Origin of the sequence: Terribacillus saccharophilus, from assembly GCF_046592895.1 — a bacterium.
Lineage (GTDB): Bacteria > Bacillota > Bacilli > Bacillales > Amphibacillaceae > Terribacillus > Terribacillus saccharophilus_D.
Window position 1 is genome coordinate 54,375 of record NZ_JAWVPU010000006.1, and the last position, 13,815, is coordinate 68,189.

The 13,815-nt window shown below is 46.5% G+C and carries 17 protein-coding genes; 4 read left to right on the top strand and 13 right to left on the bottom strand.

Going from position 1 to position 13,815, the window contains the following annotated elements; translation table 11 throughout:
• Positions 1–35 precede the first annotated feature (35 nt).
• The 4 genes from SFC66_RS16650 to SFC66_RS16665 all read right to left on the bottom strand — a co-directional run bounded on the left by SFC66_RS16650 (position 36) and on the right by SFC66_RS16665 (position 1,537).
• Positions 36–536, bottom strand: coding sequence for a pyrophosphohydrolase domain-containing protein (locus SFC66_RS16650; RefSeq protein WP_411219836.1), 501 nt, complete (start codon positions 534–536; stop codon positions 36–38).
• Positions 537–698: 162 nt separating this feature from the next.
• The gene (locus SFC66_RS16655; RefSeq protein ID WP_411219837.1) at positions 699–1,016 is read right to left on the bottom strand and encodes a spore coat protein; all 318 of its coding nucleotides are present in this window, start codon (positions 1,014–1,016) and stop codon (positions 699–701) included.
• A gap of 83 nt (positions 1,017–1,099) precedes the next feature.
• Positions 1,100–1,252, bottom strand: a complete 153-nt coding sequence (locus SFC66_RS16660; RefSeq protein WP_411219838.1) for a hypothetical protein — start codon at positions 1,250–1,252, stop codon at positions 1,100–1,102.
• An 84-nt stretch (positions 1,253–1,336) separates the two neighbouring features.
• The gene (locus SFC66_RS16665; RefSeq protein WP_411219839.1) at positions 1,337–1,537 is read right to left on the bottom strand and encodes a hypothetical protein; all 201 of its coding nucleotides are present in this window, start codon (positions 1,535–1,537) and stop codon (positions 1,337–1,339) included.
• A 229-nt stretch (positions 1,538–1,766) separates the two neighbouring features.
• On the opposite strand from SFC66_RS16665, the gene SFC66_RS16670 reads away from it, so the two are divergent.
• Positions 1,767–2,636, top strand: coding sequence for a cation diffusion facilitator family transporter (locus SFC66_RS16670; protein ID WP_411219840.1), 870 nt, complete (start codon positions 1,767–1,769; stop codon positions 2,634–2,636).
• A gap of 39 nt (positions 2,637–2,675) precedes the next feature.
• Here SFC66_RS16670 and SFC66_RS16675 read toward each other — a convergent pair whose 3' ends face one another.
• From SFC66_RS16675 to SFC66_RS16690, 4 genes are read right to left on the bottom strand one after another with little or no spacing between them, the layout of a single operon-like run.
• Positions 2,676–3,110: a VOC family protein gene (locus tag SFC66_RS16675; protein ID WP_411219841.1), complete on the bottom strand. Its 435-nt coding sequence runs from the start codon at positions 3,108–3,110 to the stop codon at positions 2,676–2,678.
• 13 nt (positions 3,111–3,123) lie between these two features.
• A complete protein-coding gene (locus tag SFC66_RS16680; RefSeq protein WP_411219842.1) occupies positions 3,124–3,306 on the bottom strand; it encodes a hypothetical protein in 183 nt (60 codons plus the stop codon).
• A 12-nt stretch (positions 3,307–3,318) separates the two neighbouring features.
• Positions 3,319–3,750, bottom strand: coding sequence for an NUDIX hydrolase (locus SFC66_RS16685; RefSeq protein WP_411219850.1), 432 nt, complete (start codon positions 3,748–3,750; stop codon positions 3,319–3,321).
• 20 nt (positions 3,751–3,770) lie between these two features.
• The gene (locus SFC66_RS16690) at positions 3,771–3,983 is read right to left on the bottom strand and encodes a hypothetical protein (RefSeq protein ID WP_411219843.1); all 213 of its coding nucleotides are present in this window, start codon (positions 3,981–3,983) and stop codon (positions 3,771–3,773) included.
• Positions 3,984–4,117: 134 nt separating this feature from the next.
• Here SFC66_RS16690 and cwlD point away from each other — a divergent pair, with 134 nt between their 5' ends.
• Complete coding sequence (gene cwlD, locus SFC66_RS16695; protein ID WP_411219844.1) at positions 4,118–4,840, top strand: N-acetylmuramoyl-L-alanine amidase CwlD; 723 nt, start codon at positions 4,118–4,120, stop codon at positions 4,838–4,840.
• Between the two features lie 100 nt (positions 4,841–4,940).
• A complete protein-coding gene (locus SFC66_RS16700) occupies positions 4,941–6,005 on the top strand; it encodes an Mrp/NBP35 family ATP-binding protein (RefSeq protein WP_411219845.1) in 1,065 nt (354 codons plus the stop codon).
• Positions 6,006–6,042: 37 nt separating this feature from the next.
• Here the strand turns inward: SFC66_RS16700 and SFC66_RS16705 are convergent, their stop codons facing one another.
• The 5 genes from SFC66_RS16705 to pdaB all read right to left on the bottom strand — a co-directional run bounded on the left by SFC66_RS16705 (position 6,043) and on the right by pdaB (position 10,716).
• Positions 6,043–6,933: a carbohydrate ABC transporter permease gene (locus tag SFC66_RS16705; RefSeq protein WP_411219851.1), complete on the bottom strand. Its 891-nt coding sequence runs from the start codon at positions 6,931–6,933 to the stop codon at positions 6,043–6,045.
• Positions 6,933–7,844 carry a carbohydrate ABC transporter permease gene (locus SFC66_RS16710; protein ID WP_411219846.1) on the bottom strand — a complete coding sequence of 304 codons (912 nt, stop codon included), beginning with the start codon at positions 7,842–7,844 and terminating at the stop codon, positions 6,933–6,935. Before SFC66_RS16710 ends, SFC66_RS16705 begins: the two co-directional genes overlap by 1 nt.
• Before the next feature lie 19 nt (positions 7,845–7,863).
• On the bottom strand, positions 7,864–9,186 hold the full coding sequence (locus SFC66_RS16715; RefSeq protein WP_411219847.1) for an ABC transporter substrate-binding protein: 1,323 nt from the start codon (positions 9,184–9,186) through the stop codon (positions 7,864–7,866).
• Between the two features lie 126 nt (positions 9,187–9,312).
• Positions 9,313–9,879 carry a spore germination lipoprotein GerD gene (gerD, locus tag SFC66_RS16720; protein ID WP_411219848.1) on the bottom strand — a complete coding sequence of 189 codons (567 nt, stop codon included), beginning with the start codon at positions 9,877–9,879 and terminating at the stop codon, positions 9,313–9,315.
• A gap of 66 nt (positions 9,880–9,945) precedes the next feature.
• Entirely contained in the window at positions 9,946–10,716 is a 771-nt protein-coding gene (pdaB, locus tag SFC66_RS16725; protein ID WP_411219849.1) for a polysaccharide deacetylase family sporulation protein PdaB, read from the bottom strand.
• Between the two features lie 169 nt (positions 10,717–10,885).
• Between pdaB and SFC66_RS16730 the strand changes: the two genes are divergently transcribed.
• Complete coding sequence (locus SFC66_RS16730; protein ID WP_411219852.1) at positions 10,886–13,519, top strand: cation-translocating P-type ATPase; 2,634 nt, start codon at positions 10,886–10,888, stop codon at positions 13,517–13,519.
• Positions 13,520–13,815 lie beyond the last annotated feature (296 nt).

Here is a 13,815-nt window from a genome sequence, read left to right on the forward strand (position 1 = left end):
AGAAGGCATACCGATTGGGGTATGCCTTCTTTTGGTTATGTATTTGCTTGTCGCTTAATTTCAGCTTTCAATCTTTTTTCAGGTGCGAAATCTCTTTCCCAGTTTTCCGGTTTGATTATTTTCCCGTCACTTTCCCGATACTTGGCAACACCGTTATGCAGCTTACCCATATTCGCTTCATGGACAATATCAAACAGCGGCTCCGGCTCAATGCCAAGAATGGCAAAGGACCCATTGTTAAAATAGGCTTCATCAATCAATGCATCGGCCTGGGCGACAAGGATGTCATCTACAGGCTTCTTTGCATCACTTATTTTGGATTTGGCACTCTCTAATCCTGTTAGGAATTGTTCATAGAGCTTTTCGAACTCAGTTATGCTTCCACCCGCAGAGGCATATAGAAATTCAATTAATTCCTCTCCCGACCATACTGTACGATTCAATGCATTCTCCTTGCTCATGGGAGTTGGTTTGTCGTTATGTAAATGATTGAAAGCTTTATGAAACTCTTTCACTTGGTTGTATTGTTTTGTCATCTTGTTTCATTTCCTTTCTGCATTTTGCGTATTCTTTCTTTTTCTACATATGTAATCAATAAGCTATATTCCTCTTTATATTATCATCTAGTAAAAAGAAGGGAAGCAGCTTTGCCTAAAGAAAGATAGCAAAAGAGGGAGAGCAATCCTCCCTCTTCTATATTAATATCCGTATCCGTAGTTGTAATAAGGGTATGGATAAGGGTAGTACGGATAAGGATAGTATGGGTAAGGGCGAGGGCGGTTGTAATAAGGCGGATAAAGAAAGCTGCTGCCGATGAGTCCGCCTACAACGCCGCCAAGAAATGGTGCGCCGTAGCCATAACCGAAACCAGGGCGGCCATAGCCGAATCCGGGACGGCCGAAGCCACCGAAACCAGACCCAGGGCGGCGTCGGTATTCATCCGTGTAAACTGGATAGGAATAGGCAACTTGCTCGTCACCTTGATATGGTACAAGAGTTTGATTTTGTTCTTGCATGAAAAACACCTTCCTTTCTGTGCCAGTGTATGACGGGCAAGAGCGGAAGGCGCAGGACAGGAGCCTAGAATATGTGCGTTTTTTTAATTGCTGAGCATGGCTACGATTGGAATGAGTAATGCAAGCATCGGAACGAAAGCCCATATCCAGCTGTGGCTGGATCCTTTGTTTTCTTCCTTCAGTTTTTCCACTTCCAGTTCGAGTAGTCGAATACGCTGTTCCAAATCTTCGTTCATTCTCCATCCTCCTTTGGCTTGTCTGTCGCTTCCCCATAAAAAGGGCCTCTGTTACCATTGTAGTAAATCAGAGGCTTTTTATGCTTAAGCGATCACAGCGGTTGTAACGGCACCGTATCCGTTTCCGCTGCCAGCATTCTGGATGGATCGTTTATAAGATGTATAGGAAATGTAAAGAGCTATTGTTGCTCCGATCAAGGACAAAATCAATCCTATATAAGATATGACGGTTGCGATGAACTCATATCTTTCCTCTTCGATAATGACATTGTTATCATTGTTCAACTGATCATCGCTCCTTTCTCACGCTAGCTTATGCATCCATGGGCGGATGGTGCTTTTTTTGATCAATCGTTTGATTAGCTCCCCTTTTGTGAATTATCTGCGCTTTTGCTTAGGGAAAAACTATTAGCTGACAGCTATTCATATGGCAGATAGAAACAACGTTGCTATAGACCCACCCGGTGTTGGGCTGATATGATGGTAAAACTGGAATGAAGGGGCTGACGAGGCGTTGGAAAATGAAAAATACAAGGATTTGAAGATGGGAGAGCGCGGTGCTTATATCAGTATCGGTGCTTACATCGTCTTGTCTTGTTTGAAACTGGTTATTGGCATCACGAGCGGATCTGCTGCTTTGCGGGCGGACGGTTTGAATAATGCGACGGATATCGTTGCTTCGGTTGCAGTGCTGATCGGGTTGAAGCTTGCGAGGAAACCGCCGGATGCCGATCATCCATATGGACACTGGAAAGCAGAAACCGTTGCAAGTCTTATTGCGAGCTTCATCATGATGACAGTCGGTCTGCAAGTGTTATATACAGCTGTATTGAATGTCTTTGATGGTTCCAATGAGGCACCGGATATGGTGGCGGCTTGGACAGGCATTTTCGGGGCTGTGGTGATGTTTTTCGTATACCGCTATAATATGCGGTTGGGATCAAAGATAAACAGTCAATCCGTCAAGGCAGCTGCAAAGGATAACTTATCCGATGCGCTTGTGAGCATTGGTACAGTAGTCGGCATCGTCGGCTCCCAGTTGGGGTTGCCTTGGCTGGATCCAGTAGCCGCAATCATAGTTGGCTTGATCATCTGTAAGACAGCATGGGATATTTTCGCTGCATCATCCCATCAGCTTACCGATGGATTCGATGAAACCTTGATGGCTGCCTATACAGAGACAATCATGCAGATTCAGGGAGTAAAGGGTATCAAAACAATGAAAGCCAGAAGCTATGGCAATAATGCCATCGTCGATACCGAGATTTTAGTCAATTCCACGCTGGATATACGAAGAGCCCATGATGTGGCAACGACAGTCGAGAAGACGTTGAAGCGGGAACATGGTGTGTATTGGGTCAATGTCCACGTTGAGCCACATTAAAAAGCCAGAAGCGCAATGAGGTGCTTCTGGCTTTTTGCTTCATTCTATGATCAGCATATTATTTTCGTCGAACTTCCAATGTTCGCTATATGCTATTTCCCAATAATAGCCGTCGGGGTCGGTGAAGTATCCGCTGTAGCCGCCCCAATCGACGCGTTGCGGCTGTTTGACGATCGTGGCGCCAGCGCGGGCGGCTTTCTCGATCACATAATCGACTTCCTGTTCCGTTTTGGCATTATAAGCGAGTGTGAAGCCGGGAAAACCGGTGCTCGTTTCCGGAAGGGTTTCTGCATTGATATCTTTTCGCAATGCATCAAGCGGGAATAACTCCAGCTTTGTTCCTCTGTTGTTGAAAAAGACGATGTTAGGTGAGTTTTCTTTTACACTGGTCTCGAAATCCAGGCCATCACGGTAAAAAGCCAGTGAAGCTTGCATATCTTTGACACCCAAACAAATCAAATTGATCTGGTTCATCAGGTAAACACTCCTATCGTTTTTTTGTCCTCCGGTTTTTCAGCCATACACTGATGTTAAAAATGATCATGATGACGGCAGCAGCGCTGAGCAGGATCATGAGCAGCATTGTCCCCGTGTTGGTGAAGTTATTGTACAAGCCCATGGATAAGCCAGCTAGCATGATGAATAAATACATCCAGGTTTTTCTTGTCATGGTCGAACTCCTTTATGGAAGTAGTAACCCGGAAAGCATCTTCTGGGTGATATGATTGAGTTCTGGCAAGTCATCAAGCGGGAAATAACGAAGATCCAGGCTTTCTCCGTCAAGCATGGTGAATTCACCTGAAATGTCGAAGGCCTCATATACAGAGATGACGTTGTATACTTCGTCTCCATTCGGATACTTTGCATAAAACTCGGGTCCTGAACACACGCGGAGGAAGTCGAACCTTTCTGCTTGCAGTCCGGTTTCCTCAAAAAGCTCCCGTCTGGCTGTGTCCTCAAGTGATTCCCCAAGTTCCAAAGCACCGCCGGGAAGACCCCAATCCTTTGTATCTGATCGCAGCTGCAAGAGCAGCTCGCCGGACTCGTTCCGGACAATGATCCCGGCACCAGCCATGACCAGCGCCCGGGTACCGACAACTTCACGCAAATCCATGATATAGTTTGCCAAACTGACTACTTCCTTTCATCTTTCGGGTAGAAAGTATCTTTGCTGCGGGGGAAAAGGGAATTGGAGATGCCGTAGCTGATCAAATAGCTGACGAGCAAACAGATGCCGACTATGATCAAGTTGTCATGAAGTAAATAAAGTAAAAAACTCAATCCACCCAGCACGACATAAATCCCAACATTCAAATATAAGCGTTTCGTCTGATTATCGAATTTCATGTTGTACGTCCTTTTCTATCTTCTTGTTAATGCTAGTTTCATTATACCAGTGCCGGCATAAATTCCAAAGAAGAGCGTATATCCGGGGTGGTTGTCCCATATAGTGTACAAATGCGGTATGGGAGGAAGTACGAATGACGAAAAGATGGATTGCAGGAGCGACAGCAGCTGCGCTGTTTATCATGCTGCTCGCGTACTATGTACCGAAAATCGTAACGACAGAAGAATCTTCCCATTCCTGGTCCTTGCCGCTCGCCGGTAAGACAATTGTCATTGATGCCGGCCATGGAGGCGTGGACGGCGGGGCAGAAGGATCGGATGGTACGCAGGAAGCGGGGATAACATTGGCTGTTTCAAAAATGCTGCGGGATTATTTGCAGCAAGCCGGCGCCCTCGTTTATTTAACAAGGGAAGAAGACGTTGATTTGGCGGATGAAGATACACAAGGACTTTCCAACAGGAAATCAGAGGATATTCATAACCGTGTTGCCTTTATCGAGGAAAAAGAAGCGGACTTTTATATCAGCATCCATACCAATGCATTATTGTCTTCCAAATGGTCTGGAGCGCAGACTTTTTACAATGAAGATAGATCGGGCAGTAAAGCGCTGGCCACTTTCATCCAGGATGAGATCAAGCGCAACTTGGAAAATACCAAACGTGTGCCGCTTGCCTTGAATACGATGTATCTTCTGAAGCATACCGAATCCACGGGAGCGCTCGTCGAGATTGGTTTCCTATCGAATCCGCGGGAGTTGGAGCTCTTAAAAGATACCGTGTATCAAGATAAGATGGCTTTCAGTATTTATGAAGGAATACTGCGCTACACAACCGAGAAGATACCAGAAGATGAATGACCGAGCGCCGCTTGCCTAGCTGTCTTCAGAATGTGTTATACTAGCGGTAAAAGCAATCTGGAAAACGTTTTCCGGAATAAGCTGGGTAGGGGGCGTTCACATGGTAACAGAAGAAAAAGTTCGGGAGCTTCTCAATGGAATAGAAGATCCTTTTCTACATACGACGCTGGGAGAAACTGGCGCGATCGCTGATATTCGGATCAAGGAAGAAAAACGGCATGTCAGTGTCAAAATCTTGGTCGGTAAAACGAATACCGCAGAACAGATGCAGCTGCAGCAGGAAATCGTCAATGTCTTGAAGAGTGCAGGCGCTGCAACGGTGGGGTTGCGCTTTGATCAGCTGCCACAGGAAATAGTGGATCGTTACAGCCAATCAGAATCCTCCGGCAGCGGGCAAAAGTCATTGCTGGACAAGAATACAAAAACGAAATTCATCAATATCGCCAGCGGTAAAGGCGGTGTCGGTAAATCAACGGTCACAGTCAATTTGGCGGTGGCACTTGCGCGAATCGGTTTTAAAGTCGGAATCATCGATGCGGATATATATGGCTTCAGTATCCCGGAAATGATGGGCATCGAGAAACGGCCGGAAGTAGTGGATGATAAAATCACACCGGTGGAGCGTTTTGGCGTGAAAGTCATTTCCATGGGCTTCTTCGTGGAAGATAATGGTCCGGTCATTTGGCGTGGTCCTATGCTTGGCAAAATGCTGACAAGCTTCTTCAAAGAAGTGACATGGGGCGATGATTTGGACTACTTGCTGGTCGATCTGCCGCCTGGAACAGGTGATGTGGCATTGGATATCCATACGATGTTGCCGTCATCCAAGGAAATCATCGTTACGACACCACACCCGAATGCAGCCTTTGTTGCAGCGCGTGCCGGACAAATGGCCATCCGCACAGAGCATGAAATTCTCGGAGTCGTGGAAAATATGGCATATTACGAGGTCCAAGCAACAGGCGAGAAGGAATATGTCTTCGGTAAAGGCGGCGGGGACAAGCTTGCAGATACACTTGATACAGAAGTGATCGGCCGCTTGCCGCTGGCGCAGCCATATAAAGAAGAAGATGTCTTTGCACCAGCTGTTTACCAAGAAAATCATCCGCTCGGAGATGCGTATGATGACTTGGCAAGAGCCATCCTTGAAAAATATATGCAATAAGAAAATGCTTGAGAGCGGATTTGCTCTCAAGCATTTTTTATTTGTCAAAACTGCTGGACCCGGTGATATTGGCACCTTTGATGAAGTATTTCTGGAATATGAAAAACAAGATGATCACAGGAAGCAGCACGAGAAGGGAACCGGCCATCAAATAATTCCATTGCGTACTCGCTTGTTCCTTGAATACTTGCAGACCGATTTGCAATGTATAGAGGTTTTCATCATTCACATACAGCAATGGTCCAAGAAAATCATTCCATGCGCCGTTGAAAGAGAATATCGCCACTGTGGCAAGAGCTGGCTTTACAAGGGGCAGGGCGATCTTCCGCCAAATATAAAAGTGGCTTGCACCTTCCATCTTCGCAGCTTCGACCATTTCATTCGGGATTGTCCGGAAAAACTGTCGCAGCAGGAAGATATTGAATGCACTGCCGAACAAAGCAGGCACGACGAGCGGGTAATACGAGTTCAGCCATTCCAGTTTGGCAAATAACACATATTGCGGAATCAATGTTACAAATCCAGGAATCATCATCGTCGACAGGACGAGTGTGAACAATATGTTCTTGCCCGGGAATGGTATTTTAGCAAAGCCGTAAGCGATGAAGGCATTGATGAATACATTGGCGACAACACAAATGACTGTGATGGTGATGGTATTGATTGCATATGTCGTGAATGGTGCAGCCTGCCATGTGTGGGCGTAATTTTCCCAATGCCATTCTTGCGGAAACAGAGTGGGCGGAAACTGCATGATTTCTTCCATCGATTTGAGTGAAGTACTGATCATCCACCAAATCGGTGACAGCAAGAACAGACTGCCGATCAAAAGCAATATCCAGTTCAGCTTTCGCAGGAGATTGTTATTCATCACAGGCTTCCGCCTGGCTTGTTTCTTTGCTAGCTGTTTGCGTTCCGGGATATCCATCACTTATCGTCCCCCTCATAATGCACCCATTTCGGTGCAAGCTTCAGGTTTATGATCGTGATGACGAGGACAACCACGAACAGAATCCACGACATTGCCATGGCGTATCCCATATCAAAGGACTGGAAGGCTTTGATCCACATATAGAGATTGTAGAACAGCATCGAACTTGCCGGACCGCCCGAACCATTTTGGCTCATCACATAAGCTTCCTGGAATATCTGGAAGCTGCCGATCGTGCTCGTGATGATATCGAAGAAAATGACAGGTGTGATCAACGGCAGGGTAATATGTACAAACTTCTTCCATGGTCCTGCGCCATCGATATCAGCCGCTTCATACAAGTTCTTGCTGATGCTTTGCATACTTGCCAGGTAAAGCAGCATGCTGCCGCCCACGCTCCATAACTTCATGAAGATGAGGGAAGGCTTCGTCCAATCAGGATCGAACAGCCAGTTTGGACCATTGATTCCGAACCAGGAGAGGACAGTGTTGACAAGGCCTGTCCCGGGATCGAGCAGCTGCATCCAAAGCAGGTAGACACCGACACCGGATAAAACGGCCGGGAGATAAAAGATTGTACGGAAAATACGCATGCCCGGCAGATTCTGGTTCATCAGCATCGAGATGAAAATTGCCCCAAGCGTTGTCAGCGGGACAGAGAAAATAACAAAATATAATGTGTTATATAGGGATGTCCAAAAAAGATCATCCCTGGTAAACAGCTGATTGTAATTATCGAGTCTCACAAAATCCATGCGGGATGTTATGTTGTAATCGGTAAAGCTGGCATATAGAGAAAACGCCAGCGGGCCTAATGTGAAGGCAAGGAAGCCGATGATCCAGGGTGCAATGAAGATATACCCTTGGAGATTTTCCCGCCTGTTCATCGTCCACCATTTCTTTTTCATCGTATCCCCCCAGTGAAGCTTACTGTGCTGTCTTTTCCACAAGTTCTTCGACGTCTTCCTGAGCTGTATCCAAAGCTTCTTTAGCTGGCTTATCTTCGATCAAGATGGCATCGAGCTGCGGATTGATCAGATTCACATAATCCGGAGCGTAAGCTGGCATCGGAGTGAGTAATGTATCATTCAGGTTTTGAGCAGCTGTTTCATAGACCATCCGATCTGTTTCAGAGAGTTCATCGGATGATGCGGCGCTCTCAGAAGCTTCCTTGTTGGCAACATTATCGAAGTTCTTAACAGCCCAGTATTCCTGTGCTTCTTTGTCGGTCAAGTATTTGATGAATTCCCAGGCTTCATCAGGATGGGAAGAGCCTTTCGGGATTTCTGCAACAAAGCCGCCGCCCCAGCTCGTGTGTCCGCTGCCGGAAGTTTTCTCCGGTAATGGAGCTACACCGAAATTGAGATCAGGGGCATAATCACGGATTTGCGTGTAAAAAGTGGCGGCATTCGCCATCATGCCAAGTGATCCGTTGAAGAAAGGATTGCTTTGCTGGCTGTCGATTTGGGACTGGTATCGGTTGATGGTATCCTCGCCGTATTTATCTTTGAAGCTCTTGATCCATTCCATCGTATCGACATTTGCTTCGCTGTTGATGACAGGTTCATCATTTTCGTTGAAGTAATTCGTGCCGGAGCCATTCAATAGCCAGACATCAGATCCAACCCCGTAAAGCGGATAGAAACCGATTCGTTCATACGAATCACCAGACTTTTTATCCAGCTTTTCGGCATATTCCTCAAGTTGTTCCCACGTTTCGGGAGGGCTGTCGGGATCCAAGCCAGCTTCTTCGAACGCATCTTTGTTATAGAAGAGAAGGCGTGTATCCGTGTTGAAAGGAATACCGTAGGAATCGCCTTCATATAGGGTGGCATCCCAAAGGTTCTCATAAAATCTCCCGGATATATCTTCCTTTTCCAGGTATGGCGCCAGATTTTCTGCTTGCCCCTCCTGGCCGCGCAGTGATGTGGAGTTAATGTCGTTTATGACAACATCTGGTGGGTTATTTGCTGCGATTGCAGCCAATTCCTTTGTCCAGATATCGCCAAAAGGTATGTATGTATGTTCCACTACGATTTCATCTTGCGATTTGTTGAAGTCATCGATGATTTTATCAATGACAGGGCGGCGAATCTCGGAACCCCAGAATGTCCAAAAGTCTATTTTCACTTTTCCATCCTCGGTTTCTCCTTCTGAAGCTGTGTTTCCTTCCGATCCTCCGGTGAATCCGGCGCATCCAGTCAGGAAGAGTAGAAGTGCGAGCAAAAGCAGACTGAAACGTTTCAGCATTGGTAAACCCCTCCAATTCATATCATTAAAGCTATCTACTTTACCCAATGCAAAGGAGATGAAAACGCTTTTTTGAAAATGACGAAAAAAGACCCACACCGACAAAAATCGGCATAGGTCTTTCAATCACTTTTCTTTTTGTTTGGACTGAGCTTCTTCCAAAGCTTTCTGGACAGTTTGCATCAGTTTTTGTTCAAACATCGGTGTCTCCGCTGATTCCTGGATGGTTTTTTCCATTTCTTTGCGGAAATCCTGGCTTTTCATGACGTTCAGCATTTGTTCTTGGACTTTGGGGTCCTGAAGCAGCTGCAGCATTTGCTTTTGGAAATCGGAGTCATTCATCAGGTCTTTGACAAGTTTCTTCTGTTCAGGTCCGATGTTCTTGGCAAATGCCGCCACGAATTCCGGATCCTCAAAGCGTTCTTTCCAGAATTTCTGCCCTTCTTCCGATGTCCATGATTTATTGATGGCATCTTCCACCTTGCTGGCATCCAGAGAGACCAAATCCTGCATCGTTTCATCGGACATGACTTCCGAGATAGCTTTCTTGCCTTCATCTGTCTTCAATATATCGGCGACCATCTGTTTGGTTGTATCGTAATCGGGCTGGCTGCTTTCTGCGGCTTGACCGCCTGTGCATGAAGCAAGCACGACGAGGGATAATAACAGGATCGGCACTAATCGTACAAACATAAAAACGTGCTCCTTCCACTGTAGTAAGTACGCTTACTTTGTGCAGAAGGAGCACGATTTATGCAGTTAATTCACTTCTTTTAATTCAGGGGACCCGCCTGCGATCAGTTCACTGACTGTCACATAGTGGTAGCCTTTATTTTTCAGTGCTGGCAGGATGGTTTCCAGTGCTTTTTCGGTTTGCTTGACCGAATCGGAGGCATGAAGCTGGATGATATCGCCATTACTCGCTTCCTCCATGACCTCGTCGACGATGAGCTGTGTGCCTGGATTGCGCCAGTCCTGCGGATTGACGCTGTATTGGATGACTTTCAAGCCGAGAGTCTCGGATAACTGGATGATTTCGGTGTTGAAATCTCCCGTCGGTGCCCGGAGCAGCTCGACATCTTCATGCCCGAGCTTTTTGAATATCTCCTTTGCGTAGGAAAGATCTTTTCTTATTTGAGCAGGCTCTTGATCGATATAGCTTTTGTAACGGTAGCCCATCATGCCTAACTCATGTTTATCTTCGACGATTCGGTCGATGATTTGCGGATGGCGTTCTGCCCATTCACCACTGACAAAAAAGGTGGCTTTTACATTCTGTTCCTTCAATTCATCCAAAATTGGGATGGCTTGTGTATCGCCCCAGCTTATATTGAAAGTAAGGGCGATATTCGGCGCATCCTTGCTTCCTTGTGTCAAAGCAGCCGGTTTTTCCTTTGAAGAAAAAACAGAAAGTGAACTGCTGGTCTCCATCCAGATGATCAGTGCTGTAAACATTGCTGCTGCCACAACGAACGCCCATCTTTTCCATTTGTTGAAACGGAATACATAAAAGTGCTGCAAACTTATCATTCCCTTCGCTGCTCCCGTAATGTAATTCCATTCTATGCATGCCTGTCCCTGAACATGATGCTTGTCTGCCATCTGTTGCTGAAATGACAAATTTTTTACAAAAAAGCTGATTCTATTTAGTTGTATTAGGGGAAACCAATAGGAGATGAACTGGAAAGGGGCAGATGAAGTGAAGGCATACGGCATGGACACGGAAGAGGTTTTGCAGGATCTTGGTACATCACAAGAAGGTTTATCGGAGGAAGAAGCACAGCGAAGGTTGGATGCAGACGGATACAATGAGTTGAAAAGCAAGGACAAAGATCCGGTATGGAAGCTGTTTCTGGCTACTTTTAAAGATGCCATGGTCATCGTCCTGCTCGTGGCGGCAGCTGTGCAGCTGGCGTTGGGTGAGATCGTCGAATCCATCATCATCTTCCTGGTCATCATTCTCAACAGTGTCATCAGTGTGGTGCAGACAAAGAAAGCGGAAAGCTCATTGGAAGCACTCCAGGAAATGTCCGCCCCATCAGCGAAAGTCTTACGCAACGGGGAAAGCAAGGAAGTACCTGCCAAGAACCTGACCAAAGGAGACATTGTCCAGCTGGATGCTGGTGACTATGTTCCCGCGGACGGCAGGCTGATCAGCAGCGAATCATTAAAGATCAATGAAGGCATGCTCACCGGGGAATCGGAAGCTGCCGAGAAAAATACCGATGTGATCGAAGAAGAAGCTTCCATTGGAGATCGCCTCAACATGGTACATAGCGGATCACTCGTTGTGAATGGCAGAGGAAGCTTTGTAGTGACTGCCATTGCGCAGGATACGGAAATCGGCCGGATTGCCAATATGATCGAGACTGCAGAGTCCAAGCAAACACCATTGCAGAAGAAACTGGATGAATTCAGTAAGAAGCTTGGTATCGGCGTCTTGATATTATGCGTGCTGATCTTTGCGGCACAAGCTTTGCGGCTTTGGTTCGGCGGAGAGCAGACAGACATGACACAAGGCTTTCTCAATGCCTTCACTTTCTCCGTCGCAGTAGCTGTGGCAGCTATACCGGAAGCTTTATCCTCCATCGTAACAATCGTCATGGCAGTCGGTACTACGAAGATGGCGAGGCAGCAAGCCATCATTCGCAGACTGCCAGCAGTGGAAACATTAGGTTCGACACGCGTGATTTGCACCGATAAGACGGGTACGTTGACACAAAACAAGATGACGGTGACAGATACTTTCATCCCTGGAAAAACTGGTGGAGTTGCAGAAGACGAATCACAGCGTTCGATGGGGGAAAAGCTGCTCCTGCATATTGCGGTTCTTTGCAACGATTCAAGTGTGAGTGAAGAAGGAGCCGAAATCGGGGATCCGACAGAAACGGCATTGATCAACTTCGGAATGAAGATGGGGGTGAATCCAGCCAGTCTTCGAAAAGAGAAAAAGCGCGAACTGGAGCTTCCCTTCGATTCGGATCGGAAATTGATGTCCACGGTATACCATCTGGATGGAGATCGGCTGATGCTGACAAAAGGCGGACCGGATGTGATGTTTGAAAGATGCACCCATATCTTGATTGATGGGGAAGAACAAACACTCGATGATGAGCGCCTGCAGGAAGTAATGAATCAGAATGAACAATTTTCCGATGATGCACTCCGTGTGTTGGCTTATGGTTATAAGAAGATTCCAGAGGACAAAGGTTCACTTGATGAGCAAGATGAACATGATCTTGTACTGGTCGGGCTGACAGCGATGATCGATCCGCCGCGTGAGGCAGTGCCTGCTTCGATAGCGGAAGCAAGAAGTGCAGGCATCCGCAGTGTCATGATCACAGGTGACCATAAAACGACCGCCCAGGCAATCGGCAAGGAAATCGGGCTGATGGAAGAAGGGGACTTGGCGCTTACGGGTAAGGAACTCGATAAGTTGTCAGATGAAGAACTAGATGAGAAACTCGGCCGGATTTCCGTTTATGCGCGTGTGTCGCCGGAAAACAAAATCAGGATTGTCCGGGCGTGGCAGAACAAAGGAGCCATCACTGCCATGACAGGTGACGGTGTAAACGATGCCCCTGCACTGAAGCAAGCCGATATCGGGATTAGCATGGGGAGCGGGACGGATGTAGCCAAGGATTCATCTGCCATGGTTTTGGCTGATGATAACTTCGTTTCCATCGTCAATGCTGTCGGAGTCGGTCGTACGGTATTCGATAATATCAAGAAAGCAATCGGGTATTTGTTTGCCGGAAACCTCGGTGCAATAATCGCCATCTTGTTTGCGGTCTTCCTGAACATGCCGAATCCATTCACGGCTTTGCAGCTGTTGTTCATCAATCTGATCAATGACTCTCTGCCAGCACTCGCCTTAGGGATGGAAAAGGAAGAACCTGATGTGATGAAGCGAAAGCCAAGGGATATAAACGAAGGCGTATTCTCTGGCGGTACGCTTCAGAGTGTCATTATCCGCGGGGTGCTTATAGGAGCGGCTGTCATCGTCTCCTTCTATATAGGATTGCAGCATTCTGACGGGATGGGTATAGCGATGGCCTTTACCACTCTTATATTGGCACGTACACTTCAAACATTCTCTGCAAGGTCGAATACACAAACAATCTTCAAAGTTGGCTTTTTGACCAATAAGTATGTACTGGGTGCAGTTGCTATTTGTTTCGTGCTTTATGCAATTACGGTATTGCCGGGAGTACGCAGCATCTTCGCCATACCGGAAGCATTCGGTTGGAGAGACTGGTCCATTGCAGCGGGCCTTGCTTTGGCAGCAGTAATATTGATGGAGATCATTAAAGCTATTCGTAATAGAAAATAATGATTTGAAAAAGCCCCGCTATTAGGGGCTTTTTTGTGTTAAAATGTACAGATGGCGATAAGGCGAGCCATTGCTTGAGAGCTTCATATAAGGCTCTCTCAACAGCTTTTTAAAATTAATAGAAAAAAGGTGTTGACTCATCTCGCAATCGGTCGTATACTATTAAACGGCGCTAAGATAAGACGAAAAAACACGCCAAACAGATTATCAAGTTTTTTTGAAAAGGTTGTTGACAAAAACAACCGAGACATGATAAGATGTTCTAGTCGCTGAAACAAGCGGCAACAACTTGATTC